This window comes from Nocardia albiluteola (assembly GCF_018860155.1).
In the GTDB taxonomy this organism is placed as follows: Bacteria; Actinomycetota; Actinomycetes; order Mycobacteriales; family Mycobacteriaceae; genus Nocardia; species Nocardia albiluteola.
Genome location: NZ_JAHKNI010000025.1, coordinates 23,028 through 35,659, shown reverse-complemented (window position 1 = coordinate 35,659; position 12,632 = coordinate 23,028). Strand labels below are relative to the sequence as shown.

The window sequence follows — 12,632 nt, the reverse complement described above, 5'->3', positions numbered from 1 at the left end:
ACACTGAGGCTTATACGCACAATGAAAGGATTTGATCGTGATCAACGGCAACGGCGCCGGGGAGTTGGACTGGCGTGAGGAGCATGCCTACACCCAGGGAGTGCAGGCGTTTGTCTACGGGTTCCCCTGGATTCATCTATCGTCGCTGCGTTATCTGTGGACTAATGTGCCCAGAGACCCGGAGCGGTCACCGTATGCCGCGTTGAACCAGTTCTGGCATGCCCGCCAGCTCACCGACGCCTCCTATCGCGATGGCGGCTCACCGAACCAGGACGTGCTGTATTCGATCGCGTGGCTCGACGTGGGCAAGGAGCCGATCATCTTGACCCACCCTCACATGGGGGACCGGTACTTCGCCTTTCTGATGGCCGGCATGGATTCCGACAACTTCGCCTACGTCGGAACGCGCACAACCGGCTCAGCCGCCGGATCGTTCGCGATCATCGGGCCCGGCTGGGACGGGACGTTACCCGCGGATGTCCATGCGTTGCCCGCCTCGCGCACCCCGGCCGTGCTGATAATGGGCAGGACCCTCATCGACGGGCCGGCGGATCTGCCCACCGTGACAACGCTGCAGGACCAGTACCGTCTTACCCCACTGAGCCGCTGGGGTAGTGACGAGCCGGCACCGGAGGACCGAAACGTGTGGCCGCCGTTTGCCGACGACGGGGATCCGTTGGCCCCGTGGAAGACGATGAACAAGGCGATGGCCGAGAATCCCCCCGGCCGCCACAGCGACCTCGTCGATTCCTGGGCAGAAATAGGGCTGGGTCCCGGACTGGACGTCGACGCTCTGGACGACGCCACGAAAAGGGGACTCGCCCGCGCGGCGGTGCGTGGCCGTGAGTTGATCGGCGTGGCGATGGGTGGGCGGGGGATAGTTCGTAACGGCTGGATCTCCCCACCCGCGAACATCGGGCGTTCGGGAGACAGCGGCGACTTCCTGACCCGTGCCGCCGTGCAGTGTCTGGGAGCGATCGTCGCCGACGATCCCGACGAGGCCATCATTGCCCTCACCTTCGTCGACTCGGCCGGCGACGCTCTGACCGGCGACAAGGCGTACGAGATCCGATTCGGGGCCGGTATACAACTTCTCGGGCGGGCGTTCTGGTCACTGACGCTCTACGGCCTGGATACGAACTTCGTCGACAACCCGATCAATCGGTACGCCATCGGTGACCGCACACCAGACCTCACCTACGACGAGCACGGTGGCTTGACCCTCGAGATTCGGAGCACTCCGCCGGCCACCGGCGAATCCAACTGGCTGCCCTGCCCGCAGACCGGACCCTACTTCCTGGTTCTGCGCCTTATTCTGCCCAGCGATGAAGCCATCGACGGATCATGGTCCCCCCCACCCGTGCAGGGCGTGACATAGCGGCGGGACAGCGTCGATTGCTCGTCAGGCCGGGTCGGCAGGTGGTCGTGCGCGCCAGTCTCGGGGGGAGGTGTCGTGCCAGCGCCGGAAGGCGCGAGTGAGGTTGCCTTGGTTGCGGTAGCCGAGCGCTGCGGCGACCTCGGCGATGGGGAGGTCGGTATAGGTGAGCATTTGCTCGGCCAATCGACGCCGGGTGTCGTCCACCAGCGCCTCGAACGTCGTATCGTGCCGGGCGAGACGGCGGTGCAGCGTGAGTCGATGCACGGCGAAGAGCGCGGCCACTCGCTCGATAGTGCATTCTCCGGTGGGCAGCAGGCTTTCGATGGCATCGCGGACCTGACGCACCAGGTCGGGCTGTTCGGCGCCTTGCAATTCGATGAGTTCCTGCCGCAGGAAGTTCTCCAGTCGCCGGTCGGACCCGGCCCGCTTCTCGTCGAGCAGTTGCTCGGGAAAGAACACCTTGTGCTGGGGCTGGTCGAACAGCACGGGCGCGCGGAAGAATCGCCGGTACAGCGCGGCGGATTCGGGCTCCCGATGGGAGATCCGCACCGCGGTCGGGCGCCACGACCGTCCCAGGACCATCTCCAGAATCTTGACGACGGCAGTGAGATAGGACGTGAGGATCTGGTCGCGGCCCGGGAACACGCCGTCGATCGTGATGGAAAGACTCACGTAGCCCTGTTCGTACGACAACGCGCTGTCGACCGCGCGATGCCAGATCGGACCGAATCGAACGAGCGCCTCGATCGCCTCGCGCACCGTCGGCGTGTTGAGGATGAGAAATCGAAGCGGCCCGGTGTTGTCGAGGAAGCCTCGCTGGCCGAGCAACAGGCCCAGGTGGTCGCATTGTGTCGCGGCCACGGCGTCCGCAACGATGCGGCCGTGCGAGGTGATCGGGATCCCCGGCCGCTTCGGGTCGGCCAACAGTCGCGCCGTCACACCGTGTGATTCCAGCAACTCCCACGGGTCCTGGCCGAAATCGCGCATGATCTCGGGAAGCGGCGACAGCGCGCCGACCGGGATGGACTTCTGCCCAAGGTCATCGGACCGAAACCCCATTGATGATCACCTCACGTTACTAAATGCTAAAACCGAGCGACGAAAAGAATAACAACCACACACGATCGTCGTTACGGTGACTGCACATCGATCGGTGCGGCAGCTGCCCCCGGAACTCCCGAGTTCGAGTCATATCTGGACAGCACCCGCTGCAACTATTGACAAGGATCAAATTGACTATCGACAATACGCCGAGCCTCGCTGATGAACTGGCCGGAAAGATTGATGTTCCGCCGACTTCGAGCGGTGTCCTGGACACTAAACTGGTAGAGCTCATCCGGTTTGCGATCGACGTATCGGCCACTCACCTGTACACGCCCGGAATTCGCCGCCACATCCGCCGCGCGCTCGAACTCGGTGCGACTCGCGATGAACTCCTCGAAGTCATCGAGCTGTCCTCGGTGATCGGCATCAACGCCTGCGCCACCAGCACTCCGATATTGGCGGATGAACTGGACCGGAAAGGAAAGCGCGGCGAACCCGCAACGCCCGCGCATCCGACGCCAACATGTGACCGGCTTCGCGATCGAGGTGAATTCAATCCGCGGTGGGAGAGTATGTACGAATTGGTCCCCGACTTGCTGGAGACCTTTCTCGAAATCAAGGTTGCGCTCTCGCGCGATGGCGTGCTGCCCGCACTGTGGATCGAGCTGCTGAGCGTGGCCGGTAACGCGGCGCTGACCCACATGTACGAGCCCGGTACCCGCCGGCATATTCAGGCCGCACTCGAGCTCGGCGCCACCCGTGAACAGGTCCTCGAGGTCCTCACGATCGTCGCCCAGCAGGGCAACGAAGTGTACGAGTCAGCACTGCCGATTCTGGACGACGAATCCGAAAATTTGCGTGGCCACTGAACGCCTGATCAGCCGATTCATCCGTTTGATCGCCTGTTGGAGGTTCGCCGTGGCTGTCACGTATTCGGAAATATCTGTTAATCGTCGGCAGTTGGTGCGTCGGTGACCGGGTTGGGACCCGCATTGCTCATCGGCATGGCGGTACTCGGGTTCGTCGCCGGTGTGGGGGTCACCGCCCTTGGTCCCGGCGGCGTATTGGTCACCATCGGTCTCTTCGCCTTCACAAACCTGTCTCCGGCACAGATCGCCGGTACCGCGATGGTCACCAATATCACTACCGGCGTACTGGCTGCCGCTGCCTACACCCGTTCCGGGCAGCTCCGCGACCGGAGTACCCGTCGAACCGCCCTGATCCTCGCCGCCACCGCCGTCATAGGCGCCCCACTCGGCGTCGTGATCAACAAGGGAGTATCCAGTCAGGCATTCGGCATTCTGCTCGGTGCGTTCGTCGCCGCCGTCGCCGCACTCGTGTGGTACCGCGACCGCCATTCCCCGGTCGATACCTCACACCGGCACCCCAGTCCGATCACGGTCGTGGCCCTCGGATTCGGCGTCGCGACCGCCAGCGGGCTGGTTGGCGTCGGCGGCCCCGTTCTCGCCGTGCCCTTGCTGATCGCGCTCGATGTGCCCGTGCTGTCGGCAATCGCCGCTGCTCAAGTGCAGTCCGTAGCCATCGCTGGCATCGGCACCCTCGGCTACTTCGCCGTCGGCGTCATCGACTGGCGATTGGCCGCAGTAATCGCCATCCCCGAACTTGCCGGAGCACTTCTGGGCTGGATTGTCGCACGCGCATTGCCCATCCGCACACTGAAATACACTCTGGTCGTCAGCCTGCTCGGGCTCGCCCCTTATCTCATCTTTCACGGCTAGCGTTGCGTGAGAGGTTCGGTGGCGGTGCAGGCCGCGGTCCTGGCGGCCCGCTCCCGGTGACGGGCCGTGCGTCCGGCGCTCGATGTCGTCATCCCGGCGTGCCTTTGGCCGGGATCCATAGTTGACCTGTTACGTGCCAGGTGGATTCCCGCCAAAAGCACGCGGGAATGACAGGTTTGGGTACGCGGGTGGCGGTACCTGGAGCGGCTGAACGGGGCGGAGCCGCGAGTCCTAACCAGGCCCCTCGCCTTGTGTTGTGTTGTGGGTATGGATGAGTCGCAACGCGCTGTGGCGATCTCTGGAGTCGATCGCGTCGACGAGGTCGATATGTAACTGGTATCGCTGACGAATGTAGTCCCACAACGGTTCTTCGCCGGTCGGCTCAACCGACACGGTATGGGACTCGATCAGGTCGAGCAGACTCAAATAGATCGACTTCAAGATTGCATTGGGGCTGACCCGGGCGATCGTGGCGTGCAGCTTCCAATTGGAATGGACGAAGTCCGTGGCATCGGTCTGGTCGATCGCCCGCTGCATCGCCGCCAAGTCTGCACGCATTCGCGCGATGTCGGTTGCGGATCCGTGCGCCAGCGCATCCTCGATCAACAGCGGATCGAGCGCGTCTCGGATGCGAACCGCGTCCGCGACGTCGCCTTCAGCGGCGTCGAGCGAGAGTATCGAGTTACCCAGACGAGCGATCGGCGTCGGAGACGCCACGAACAGTCCCCCACCGGGCCCGGGTCTGACCGAGATCACGCCACGCGATTGCAGGATGCGAAGCGCTTCGTTGAACGTGCCCTTGGCAACTCCGCACCACTCCTGCAGTTCCCCCTTGGTACCCAACCTGGCCCCGGGCGCCGCGCGCTCAGCGAGATGCGTGATCGCCTGCACCGCGTGTTCGGTTCGACTCAACGCTGCGTCCACGGTCGTGTACCGAGCTGGCTCGATCATCGCCGGCGTCCCCGGTCTCGTGTTGGAGCTACTCGATCTTCGAGCGCAGTCACTCGCCCATGCCAGCCTCTCCGCCCTACCAGGCATAGTACCGATCCAGACATGATCAATACGTATCGATCATGCCACTTTCTTCATGTGAGAGCTACCTCGCGACATTTGCCACTATTGAATATGCTCAATTGGCTGTTGTCGCAGACCGGCGCCAGCGCCGCGACAGCTATGCATGTACTCCCTGGAGCTGATGCAGAACCAATGTTGAATGACATGTACGACGTAGTGCAGGTCGGATACGGACCCGTAGGGCAGACGGCCGCCGCCCTGCTCGGCAAGGCCGGGCACCGCGTTGCGGTGTTCGAGCGCTGGCCGGAGCTGTTCGGAAACGCGCGCTGGACGCATCGACCACGAGATCACGCGGACCTTCCAATCGGTAGGTGCAGCGGCAGAAGTCGAAGACGACGCTGCGCGGGCCTCGAACGATCCGATACCTGCTGCGCAGTAGGCAGCGCAACGTCGGACGGCTTCGGCATATGTGGTGGATTCATCATGCACGACGATCCGGACGCCGTGACGCTTACGCAGGCTCGCCAGCAGTCTGTCGGAGGGTGCCGGGAGAGGGTGGTAATGATTCAATGATTCCGCGACGTCCTGTCGACGTTCTGTGGGTCCCCGGAGAATCGGCGATCACTAATATCGGCAGCCTGAATCCACTGGTCCACGCCGTGCCAAACAACTGCTGAGCTGCGGGTTTGCTCTATTTGCAGCGAATATCGACCAACTATCCGGACGACAGCGGGGTCGACTATTTGCGTATCGATCGCATCCTTGGATGCTACTGGCGACCGGCCGCTTTCGTCCGCCGAACCGCTGCGACCTGCGGGTTCGTTGTTGTTGGGGCATGTTGGCGGTTGTTGTTCGTTGTTGTTCGTGGACCTGTGACGTCCTGTGGACGTCCTGATACTGACGCGGTTCGGCCACGTCCTGTGCCGTTTCGGGGCTGTTCGGCTGGTGCTGGAACTGCGCTGGGCGGCCGGTTAGCGCGCGGCCGGATCGTCTGCCGCCTGCCACAAAATCTGTGGCAGCGAGTTCGGGGGGACCCATGAATGTCTTGGAATCTGCTACGTCGCTCTCGGTGGGTCGGTGCCGTGCGGGTGCCTGCCAGAAATACCTCGGTACCTATATATGCGCATTTGATTATCAGATGTCGAAATGGATCCGCAATCACCATTGTCGAGGACGTGGCGGGGTGGAGGTGGAAAAGCTTCGCTCGCATCGCCCCCGACCACGAGTCGATGGAGGTCTTGCTGTCGAGCTGTCCGGCCCGGCCTGTTTCGGGTCGGTGATGGCGACGCCAGGGCTGGGATGCTGTTTTTCGGGGTCGGTGATGTGCCGGGCTGATTGGGGTCCGCGTCCGGAGGTGGGTGCTCGAGTCCCGGCGTGGTCGCAGGCGCCCGGTAATGCGAACCGCGAAATCCTGGTCGCCGGGCCATCCCACATCGTGGAGGTCGGAGAGTCCGAGTCTGCCCTACCCACTCACAGACAACGCCGGAAAGACCATTAGAGGGACAGAGCCGAACTCACCGCGGGCTCGACGTCGCCGCGCTCACCGATGATCAACCCTTGAGCGGCACCCCTACTGGCGGTAGGGATTACCTCGGCGTGTCGCGTGTGTCGCGGTCCGCAGTGGGGTGAAACTCCCACTGCCAGTGAGTTCTACCGACATCACAGAGCTAATACCGTCGACGTCGTGATTGCGAATCCGCCTTTGGGCGATGTCGAGAACTACGCTTCTGGTCGGTATTCCCCGATGCATATGCGATTGCAGCGCTCCGGCGGCGACCGGATTGCAGTGGATCTGTTGGTCCTGCTGCTCCTGCTTGCAACGGTGAACGCGCCCTTACCGTGGGGGCGCGGACAGTGCGTGCAAGATCAGGGTGGTGATCTCGACGTAGGCGTCGGCGTCCGACAGTTGCAGGCGGTCGGCGAAGGTTCCGTCGAGCACGGCCTCGAGCAGCAAATTCACCGCCAGGCCCAGGAATTCCGCGTTCGCCGGCCGGAAGGATCCATCCGAGATGCCTTCGTCGATGAATTCGCGCAATCGGTCGGCCGAGGCGTGGGCGTTGCGGCGGTACAGATCGTCGGCGGGCTCGAAGGCTCGCATGTCGGTGTAGCAGGCCCGCGAGAGGGTCGCCATCTCGTCGCGAACTCCGTTGATATGGTTGATGATTCGTTCTCGCGGTGCGCCGGCCGCGCGGGCCTGCCGGTCGATCTTCTCGGCTCGGACGCGGAAGACGCGCTCGAACGTCTTGATGATCAGCTGTTCCCGGCTCGGCGCGACGCCGTACAGGGTGGACTTGGAGCATTGCAGCCGACCGGCGATCTCGTCGATCGTCAGGGCGGCGAAACCCTCGGCCAGGATGATGTTCTCCAGGCGTTGCAGGATCTCGTCGCGCCGCTCCTCGCTCATCCGGCGCACCGTGCCCGTCCGGCGTGGGCTGGTCCGCGTAGCTGGCATCGGTGATCCTTTGCTTCCGGCTGTCCTTGGCTCGAAATTCAGGTGCTCATCGTACAGAGACCCTTGACTGGGTACACATTTGGGTACTAAGTTACCGATACACGTACCCATCTGCTGAAGGATTCCTATGCCCGAGTCAACGGCGATCGAGCGGATACGCGCGGCCGGCAGCTTCTGCGAACTCTTTCAGGCCACCGCGGCGGCCCGCGCCGACCAGATCGCGTTGCGAACCTCGGACGGCGCGGTGTCGATCACCTGGCGCGAATACGCCCAGCGCGTCCGGCGCATCGGCGCGGGACTGGCGGTCCTCGGCGTCTCCCGCGGCGACATCGTCGCGCTCATGCTGACCAACCGGCCCGAATTCCACCTGGTCGACACCGCCGCCTATCACCTTGGCGCGACCCCGTTCTCGATCTACAACGCCAGCAGCGTCGAGCAGATCGGCTACCTGTTCGCCAACGCCGAGAACACCGTTGTCGTGTGCGAGGCGCAGTTCCTGCCGAAAGTGCTCGAGGCGCGTCGCGACGGCAAGGTCCAGCACGTCGTCTGCGTCGACGAAGACCGGGACGAAGCCGAGATCATGAGTCTGGCCGAATTGGAGTCGGCCGGACGCCCGGACTTCGATTTCGAGGCCGCGTGGCGCACGGTTTTCGCCATCCTCAAGTTCTCTGCCTTTCTCACCGCCGCGGAGGCCGGGTTGGGTCCACTCGACATGCTCGTGAACAACGCCGGCATCATGCCGACCGGATTGTTCTCTGACGAGGATTCCGCGATGACCGCGCGGATGGTGGACATCAACGTGAACGGCGTACTCACCGGTTCCCGCCTCGCCGTCGAGCGGTTCCGGCCGCGGGGCAGCGGGCACCTCGTCAACATCGCGTCGCTGGCCGGCGTGACGGTACTGCCGGGTCTGGCCACCTATTGCGGGACAAAGCGTTTCGTCATCGGGTTCACCGAAACGCTCGAGCGCGAGCTGCGCGCCGACGGCATCGCCGTCACGCTCGTCCTGCCCGGCGTGGTGCGCACCGAGCTGTCCGCCGGAACACGAATGCCGAAGTGGATGACGGGCATCTCGACCGTCGACCCCGTGCTCCGAGAGCGCTACCACCGGCGACTCACCGGCGGTGCGGCATGAGCGGGTCGGACACGGCACAGCACCCCTTCGGTACCGGCGAGATCGAGGTGCTGTCTCCGATCCACGGCACGGTACTTGCGAAGGTGCCGAACGAGCGGCCCGAGGCGGTGGCCGCGATCGTCCGGGAACTGCGTGAGCAGCAACGGGAATGGGAGGCGATCGGGTCCGCGGCCCGGGCCGGATGGCTGCGCGAGCTGCGCGACTGGCTGCTTGCGCAACAGGATCGGATCGCTGACGTACTGCAGTCCGAGTCGGGCAAGCCGCGCGCCGAGGCGGAGATCGAACTGCCGTTCGTGGCCGAGGCGATCAGCTATTTCGCCCGGCACGCAACGGAATTCCTCGCCGACGAACGCATCCGGCCGTCGGGACTGCTGAGCGCGCCGAAGCGGATGACGCGGATCCACCGTCCCTACCCCGTGGTGGGTGTGATCTCGCCGTGGAACTTCCCGATGCTGATTCCCGGCGCGGACGCCGTCACCGCCCTGCTCGCCGGCGCGGCGGTGCTGCTCAAGCCATCGGAGGTGACGCCGCTGACCGCGCTGGAATTGCAGCGAGGCTGGCGGGAGATCGGGGCGCCGGCGGTGTTCGCCGTGGTGACCGGCGACGGCGTGACCGGGTCCGCGGTGGTGGAGAACGTGGACTACGTCCAGTTCACCGGGTCCACCCGCACCGGGCAGGCCATCGCGCACCGATGCGTGGACCGGATGATCCCCTACAGCCTGGAACTCGGGGGCAAGGATCCGGCAATCGTGCTGGCCGACGCGGACCTCGATCGCGCGGTGCGCGGAATCGCCTGGGGCGCACTGCTCAACTCGGGCCAGGCGTGCGTCTCGATCGAGCGGGTCTACGTCGAAGCGCCGATCCACGACGAATTCGTCGCGCGTCTGGTGGACCAGGTCGCCGCGCTGCGCCAGGGCGACGACCGCGTGCACCACACCGTGGACCTCGGCGCCATGGCCACACCGGCCCAGCGCGCGATCGCGCAGCGTCATATCGATGAGGCGCTCGACGCCGGAGCCAGAGCGCTCACCGGTGGCGACGACGGCTACAACGGCGCCTTTCTCGCGCCGACCGTGCTCGTCGACGTCGACGACACGATGTCGTGCATGCGCGAGGAGACCTTCGGGCCGACCATTCCGATCGTCAAGGTCGCCGACGCCGACGAAGCCGTCCGGCGCGCGAATCAGTCGGGATACGGCTTGTCGGCGTCGGTATGGACCCGAGACCGGGCCCGCGGCGAGCGGATCGCCCGTGCGCTCGAGGTCGGCGCGGTCAACGTCGACGATGTGGTCGCCAATCTCTTCGAGATGGGGCTGCCGCACGGCGGATGGAAGCGGTCGGGATCCGGTGCGCGCCTGGGCGGAGCCGCGGGACTGCGCAAGTACACGCGTCAGCAGGCGATCACCGCACCACGCGTGCGCCCTCTGCCCTGGGAACCGCTGTGGTACCCGTACGGCCCGCGCAAAGCACGGGTCGTGCGCTGGTTGCTCGCCGTGGCGGCCACGGTCGGCAGCGCGTCGATGTGGCGGCTGCCCGCGCGCACCCGATGACGAAACATCAAGTCCCCGAACATCAATGAGCATCGAACAGAGACGAACCGTGAATCCTTTCAAGTGGTGGGCGCCCCAGGCCGCGTTCGCCGAGATCAACGACGCCGTCGTCCCGCACGGGTATCTCGGCTGGTCGGAGGAGATGCCGTTGCAAGCCATGCTGCGTGACGTCTCGGGCGCCCAGATCGGCGACGGCACACCGCACGTTTCGACGCGACGTCACTGGTGAAAGCGGATGCGTCGGCGAAGTGATTCCGCGGCAGGGGGCGAGTACGGACGCGTCGCACTCGCCTCGCGATTCCGCCGGTCGGCGGGGCTGCCGCCCGATCGGCCGTCGTCCGAGTGTGAGGGAGGCCCAATGTTCGTGGAAAGCCGTGCACCGGAGCATATTTCGGCCCGGAGGGCGCGCCGGGTGGCGGTGTTGATGTGGGCCGGATACTTGATCGTCGGCGTCGTGGTCGGCCTGCTGTGGGTGCTGCAGACCGGGCCGTTGTGGGAGCACGGCCTCCGGCTGGGGGCCGTGCTGCTGGTCGTCCCGACCGGTGCGCATCTGATCAGGCGGCGGTGGGAGGCCGGTCGGCCCGCCACCGCTCCCCGGATATCCCTGCTTCGGCTCGCGGCAGCGAAGGCCGTCCTCGTCGCGGCCGCGATGCTGGCGACCTGGCTGTTCGAGCCGACGCTGCCTGGGGTCCATGGGCTCGTCGGCCTCGCGCTCGCGCTTGCCATCGGGGTCGGCGGTCCGCTGCTGCACCGGCACCTGACCGTCCCACCGGCGGGTGCGGGATCCGTTCGACCGTGAAGGCGGCGCAGCCGGTCGCCGGTCGTTGCGAACCCGGTGTCGGTCCGCGGCATCGGCGCGGCGGTTGGTATGCTCGCTGATTGTCGCCGGATCACAAATCCGTTGACCGGGTGTGGGCCAGGCCGGGCAGCGTGGGCAGTATCGCCAGGGCGACCCGCAACTCCAGGGCGTCGTTGCCGACGCTGCGGCCGAGGAGTGCTTCGGCTTGGCGGACCCGGTACGCGACCGTGTTGGGGTGGACGGTGAGCCGTTCGGCGGCGCGGACGCGACTGCAGTTTTCGTCCAGATAGACCGCCAGGGTCACGGCCAGCCGGTAGGTGGACTCGTCGTCTGCGGCCAGTGCCCCCAGCGCCCTGGTCGCGAAGTCGAGCGCGTGCGCGCTGTCGGCGGTGGCGAGCGCCGCGACCGCGATGTCCCGGTATCGGGTCACGGTCTCGCCACGGCCGCGGGCCAGCGCGGCGACGCGGCGGGCGTGCGCCGCTTCCGAATGGGTGCGCCGGAACCCGTCCAGCCCATGGCCCGGCTCGCCGACGGCGACGGCGACGCCAGGTGGAACGTCCCGCGTGACTCGCGGCGATCGCAGCGCGTCGAGGTCGGCGTCGTCGAAAGCCACACGCCGGCTGCCCCAGCTCGCGACGGCGAGCGTGCCCATCGGCTGGACGAGGGTGGTTTCGGCCGCGACGAGACGCCCCACGGCGGCGACGGCCCCGGTGAGCGCGGGCAGGGCGTCGTCGCCCGGCCCGCTCTCCGCCCAGATGATCGCGCCGATATGGTGCCGGTTCACCTCGTACCGCAACTGTGTCGATGCGCGCAGGCTGTCTCGTTCGCGGCCGGTGAGGATTTCCTCGATCGCCGCCGACCGGGCCGACGCGGCGGTGTGCAGCCAAGCCTCGCGCTCCAGCTCGTAGATGCGTTCGACGCGGACCATCGCCGCATCCGCGTAGGCGAAGATCCATCCGGTGACCAGTTCGACGGCGGCGGACTGGGCGGCCGCATCCCGGGCGGTGGCGGCGATGCGGGCGAATATCCACTGCCACAGCAGCTCTTGAGCCAAGCGGTAGAACCGCATCATGTCCGCCAGCGCGATCTGACGCCGGACGCCGGACCGGACGATGGCCTGGATCGACGGCGGTAGTTCCAGCCCTCGTGGATCCGCGCCGAGTTCCATGATCTGCGCCAGCTGCCGCAGGCCCGCTTCGGTGGCGACCAGCTGCTCGGCGACGGTCTGCGTGTCCGGGAACAGGTCGGGCAGTTCGGCTCGCGTCCGGGCGACGGTTCGCTGCGCCAGCTCCCCGGCCGCGGATCGTATGTCGGCCGCGATCGGCCGCAGCACCTCGCGCCACAACCGCTCGGCGTCGGGGCGCCCGGTCGGCAACCACTCGATGTTCATGACCGCGGAATCTACCCGTGTTTGTCGTGTGGCGACAATCCGGTGCGGAGACTTTGGCATCGGCACACGAGCGCTCCGGGCCGTGTCCCTCCTAGCTTGGGGCCATGTCCGTCCACCATGCTTCGAAACGG

10 protein-coding genes and 2 pseudogenes are annotated in these 12,632 nt (G+C 65.7%); 8 read left to right on the top strand and 4 right to left on the bottom strand.

The genetic code is table 11. The features are described from left to right. Positions 1 to 37: 37 nt before the first annotated feature. Entirely contained in the window at positions 38 to 1,378 is a 1,341-nt protein-coding gene (locus KO481_RS40340; protein ID WP_215923842.1) for a DUF1254 domain-containing protein, read from the top strand. A gap of 24 nt (positions 1,379 to 1,402) precedes the next feature. Here the strand turns inward: KO481_RS40340 and KO481_RS40335 are convergent, their stop codons facing one another. After that, a complete protein-coding gene (locus tag KO481_RS40335; protein ID WP_215923841.1) occupies positions 1,403 to 2,437 on the bottom strand; it encodes an AraC family transcriptional regulator in 1,035 nt (344 codons plus the stop codon). 173 nt (positions 2,438 to 2,610) lie between these two features. Here KO481_RS40335 and KO481_RS40330 point away from each other — a divergent pair, with 173 nt between their 5' ends. Both KO481_RS40330 and KO481_RS40325 read left to right on the top strand, forming a co-directional pair. After that, complete coding sequence (locus KO481_RS40330) at positions 2,611 to 3,291, top strand: carboxymuconolactone decarboxylase family protein (RefSeq protein WP_215923840.1); 681 nt, start codon at positions 2,611 to 2,613, stop codon at positions 3,289 to 3,291. Between the two features lie 102 nt (positions 3,292 to 3,393). After that, on the top strand, positions 3,394 to 4,161 hold the full coding sequence (locus tag KO481_RS40325; protein ID WP_308166969.1) for a sulfite exporter TauE/SafE family protein: 768 nt from the start codon (positions 3,394 to 3,396) through the stop codon (positions 4,159 to 4,161). A gap of 231 nt (positions 4,162 to 4,392) precedes the next feature. On the opposite strand, the gene KO481_RS40320 is transcribed toward KO481_RS40325, so the two are convergent. Together KO481_RS40320 and KO481_RS40315 are read right to left on the bottom strand one after the other, a co-directional pair. Then, complete coding sequence (locus KO481_RS40320) at positions 4,393 to 5,112, bottom strand: FadR/GntR family transcriptional regulator (RefSeq protein ID WP_215923839.1); 720 nt, start codon at positions 5,110 to 5,112, stop codon at positions 4,393 to 4,395. A 1,897-nt stretch (positions 5,113 to 7,009) separates the two neighbouring features. After that, on the bottom strand, positions 7,010 to 7,627 hold the full coding sequence (locus KO481_RS40315) for a TetR/AcrR family transcriptional regulator (protein ID WP_215923838.1): 618 nt from the start codon (positions 7,625 to 7,627) through the stop codon (positions 7,010 to 7,012). Positions 7,628 to 7,754: 127 nt separating this feature from the next. Here KO481_RS40315 and KO481_RS44585 point away from each other — a divergent pair. The 5 genes and pseudogenes from KO481_RS44585 to KO481_RS40295 all read left to right on the top strand — a co-directional run. Beyond that, a pseudogene (locus KO481_RS44585) lies at positions 7,755 to 8,213 on the top strand (AMP-binding protein); the annotation flags it as partial. Positions 8,214 to 8,291: 78 nt separating this feature from the next. Continuing rightward, positions 8,292 to 8,714: pseudogene (locus KO481_RS44580) on the top strand (SDR family NAD(P)-dependent oxidoreductase); the annotation flags it as partial. Positions 8,715 to 8,758: 44 nt separating this feature from the next. Beyond that, positions 8,759 to 10,312 (top strand): aldehyde dehydrogenase family protein, encoded by a 1,554-nt coding sequence (locus KO481_RS40305; RefSeq protein WP_215923837.1) that lies wholly within the window; start codon positions 8,759 to 8,761, stop codon positions 10,310 to 10,312. 49 nt (positions 10,313 to 10,361) lie between these two features. Further along, on the top strand, positions 10,362 to 10,541 hold the full coding sequence (locus tag KO481_RS40300) for an acyl-CoA dehydrogenase family protein (protein WP_308166968.1): 180 nt from the start codon (positions 10,362 to 10,364) through the stop codon (positions 10,539 to 10,541). A gap of 129 nt (positions 10,542 to 10,670) precedes the next feature. Next, positions 10,671 to 11,111 carry a hypothetical protein gene (locus KO481_RS40295; RefSeq protein ID WP_215923835.1) on the top strand — a complete coding sequence of 147 codons (441 nt, stop codon included), beginning with the start codon at positions 10,671 to 10,673 and terminating at the stop codon, positions 11,109 to 11,111. 91 nt (positions 11,112 to 11,202) lie between these two features. Here the strand turns inward: KO481_RS40295 and KO481_RS40290 are convergent, their stop codons facing one another. Then, a complete protein-coding gene (locus tag KO481_RS40290) occupies positions 11,203 to 12,501 on the bottom strand; it encodes a PucR family transcriptional regulator (protein WP_215923834.1) in 1,299 nt (432 codons plus the stop codon). Positions 12,502 to 12,632: the final 131 nt, after the last annotated feature.

Excerpts from the sequence above, each read along its gene's own strand:
- KO481_RS40315 (WP_215923838.1), bottom strand. The coding sequence starts at position 7,627 with ATGCCAGCTACGCGGACCAGCCCACGCCGGACGGGCACGGTGCGCCGG.
- KO481_RS40290 (WP_215923834.1), bottom strand. The coding sequence starts at position 12,501 with ATGAACATCGAGTGGTTGCCGACCGGGCGCCCCGACGCCGAGCGGTTG.
- KO481_RS40305 (WP_215923837.1), top strand. The coding sequence starts at position 8,759 with ATGAGCGGGTCGGACACGGCACAGCACCCCTTCGGTACCGGCGAGATC.
- KO481_RS40320 (WP_215923839.1), bottom strand. The coding sequence starts at position 5,112 with ATGATCGAGCCAGCTCGGTACACGACCGTGGACGCAGCGTTGAGTCGA.
- KO481_RS40335 (WP_215923841.1), bottom strand. The coding sequence starts at position 2,437 with ATGGGGTTTCGGTCCGATGACCTTGGGCAGAAGTCCATCCCGGTCGGC.
- KO481_RS40295 (WP_215923835.1), top strand. The coding sequence starts at position 10,671 with ATGTTCGTGGAAAGCCGTGCACCGGAGCATATTTCGGCCCGGAGGGCG.